The organism is Cytophaga sp. (assembly GCF_051961495.1).
In the GTDB taxonomy this organism is placed as follows: Bacteria; Bacteroidota; Bacteroidia; order Cytophagales; family Cytophagaceae; genus Cytophaga.
This window is the reverse complement of sequence record NZ_JBQCDF010000048.1, coordinates 1-3,070: the sequence shown is the minus strand read 5'-3', so window position 1 is coordinate 3,070 and position 3,070 is coordinate 1. Positions and strand designations below refer to the sequence as shown.

Below are 3,070 nucleotides of genomic sequence, written 5' to 3'. Positions count from 1 at the left end.
TCCCCCAATCTAAATCGTTGGTGATTAATTACGCTAATCAATTATTTAATTTAATGCTATCTTTTTTTAAACATAACCTTTTTTTTATTATAACGCGGCCGGCCGATGTAGATTGTCCGGCCGCTTTTTTATTTAAACCACAAGCACGCAAAGGTTTTGTAAAGAACACAAAAAGTAAGCCGTAATTACTACCAGGTATCTTTTGCTTCACCGTAGTAATGCCACCTTTGCGCTCTTGTAGTTAAACGACACTACTAAGTGTCTGCTTTTTTTCCTCATCCATAGACACGAACTCATTTTTTCTTATCGGCCTCGAAAAATAACTGTATACAGCAGGTATCACATACAAAGTGAGCATCAATGAAATAAGCAAACCACCAACAATTACAATCCCCATCCCTGTTCGGCTTTTAGAGGCAGCTCCAAATGCCACGGCAATCGGCAAGGCTCCCAAAGCTGTAGCAATACTGGTCATAAGAATAGGTCGTAATCTTGCTACGGAAGCATTCATTACCGCTACTGTAATACTTAAGCCTTCTTTCTTTAAATGATTGGCAAATTCTACAATCAGTATTCCATTTTTTGTAACCAAACCAATCAACATAATAAGTCCTATCTGACTAAATAAATTATTGGTCTGATTAAAATACCAGAGCGAAAATACTCCGCCACCAACTGCCAGTGGTACCGTTAACATTATAATAAACGGATCAACAAAACTTTCAAACTGCGCTGCCAGAATCATATATACCAGCAACAACGCAAGAATAAACACCGAAGAAGTATTAGAAGAACTCTCAACAAAATCCCTCGAAGGCCCTTGCAAAGCTGTTGAAAATGATTTGTCCAGCAAGTGATCTGAAACTTCATCCATTGCTTCCAAACCATCTCCTATTGTATAACCCGTTGCAAGTCCTGCAGAAATGGTAGCAGCCATATAGCGGTTGTAGCGAAATAATTGCGGCGGACTGCTGGCTTCCTGAAGTTCGACCAGATTGTCCAGTGGAATCAAAACTCCGGCATTGCTACGTACATATATATTCTTCAGATCGACTGTTTCATTTCGATTCCCGCGATCAAATTGCCCGATGACCTGATATTGTTTCCCTGACCGGTTAAAGAAACCTAATCGTTGTCCGCTAAGCGCCAGCTGTAGAGACTGTGCAATATCTGTTACGGTTACTCCAAGTGTTCGTGCTTTTTCTCTATTGATTAAAATTTGTACTTCGGGCCTGTTAAATTTTAAGTTTACATCTACAATTGAAAAAGCTGGGTTCTTCTGAGCTTCCTCCATAAACTTAGGCAGTACGTCACGCAATTTTTCAAATGTCGGCGCCTGTATGATATACTGAATTGGCAAACCTCTGAAACCTGTATTAATAGTCTGCTCCTGTCCAACCTGAATTTTTGCTTCGGGAAATTTCTTAACAATCCTATTTAATTGATCAGTAATTTCCTGCTGGCTGCGATCACGTTCTGACCGATCCAATAAAGGAACCCGACACAAACCGGCATTTGTGCTTCCATTGTTAAATCCTGCACCTGTGATGGTCAATACAAGAAATTTTTCAGGAACAGAATCCATAATAGTTTTACTGAACCGAAGCATAAACTCATCCGTGTATTCAAAGGTCGAACCTTCAGGTGTTGTAAGTGTAATACGAATCATACTCCGATCTTCTAAAGGAGCTATTTCTGCCGGGAGATTTTTCCAGACAACAAAAGTAAGTACAACAGCAATTCCCAGTATAACAAATGCGAGCCAACGATTCTTCATAAACTGTTGTAATGACTTTCGATATGATTCATTCAGAGCTGCAAAAAATGGTTCTGTCTTTTCATAAAAGCGCGTCTTTTTATGCACATCACGTACGAGCCAGGCATTTAGCATAGGCGTTAAAGTAAGTGAAACGAAAATAGAAATTAAAATAGAAGAGGCTACGACAACACCAAATTCCATGAATAGCTTACCAACAAAACCTTCCATAAAAATAATCGGAAGAAATATAGCAATCAGGGTAACTGAAGTTGAAATAACTGCAAATATAATCTCATTGGCACCATCGATCGCGGCCTGAAAAGGCTTCATCCCCAACTCCATTTTCTTATATATATTTTCTGTTACCACAATACCATCATCCACAACTAAACCTGTTGATAATACAATAGCAAGAAGTGTTAAAATATTGATTGAAAAACCAAAGAGATACATAATAAAAAATGTACCTACCAATGAAACCGGAATATCAATCAACGGACGTAATGCAACAGACCAATCACGGAAAAACAGATAGATGATAATTACAACAAGCAATACTGCTATAATAAGTGTCTCTGTTACTTCATGAATGGATTTTGTAACGAACCGAGTCATATCATTAGAGATACTGAGTTCATAGTCTGGCGGAAGTTCAGTTTTAAGCTGTTCGTAACGCTTATAAAATTCTTTCGCAATTGCTATATGATTTGCACCAGGCTGAGGAATAATCATACATGCCGTGCTTGGGACACCGTTGATCCTATAACTACTCTGTTCATTTTCCGCCCCTAATTCTGCATAACCAACATCCTGTAAACGCACAACTTTATTATTCTCCGAACGAATAATCATATTATCAAAACCATGTGCATTATTGAATTTAGCATTTGCCTTTACAGTAAGTTCTGTATTATTTCCTTCCAGGCGCCCGGCAGGAAGTTCTACATTTTCCTTATCCAGTGCCAGCTTCACATCCTGGAGTGTTACGTTATATGCCTTAAGTTTTATAGGGTCGAGCCATAAACGCATCGCATATTTTTTTTCTCCCATCAATTGCACAGTGCTTACCCCAGGGATGGTCTGCAGTCTGGGAATAAGAACATCATCTGCATATTCACAAATTTCAAGATCCGTAAGTTTATTATTGGTAACGGTCATTGAAATAATATATTCCGACAATGCATTATTTTTACTGATTACCGGCGGTCCATCTAAATCCTGTGGAAGTGTACGTTGTGCCTGAGAGACTTTATCCCGTACATCATTGGTTGCAGTTTCCATATCTATGCCCAACTCAAATTCCACACTGAT

1 protein-coding gene is annotated in these 3,070 nt (G+C 38.8%); it reads right to left on the bottom strand.

The window, feature by feature from the left end:
• Positions 1 to 241 precede the first annotated feature (241 nt).
• Positions 242 to 3,070 (bottom strand): efflux RND transporter permease subunit (locus ACTHJT_RS02445; RefSeq protein ID WP_440236142.1); only part of this gene is annotated, 2,829 nt, incomplete at its 5' end.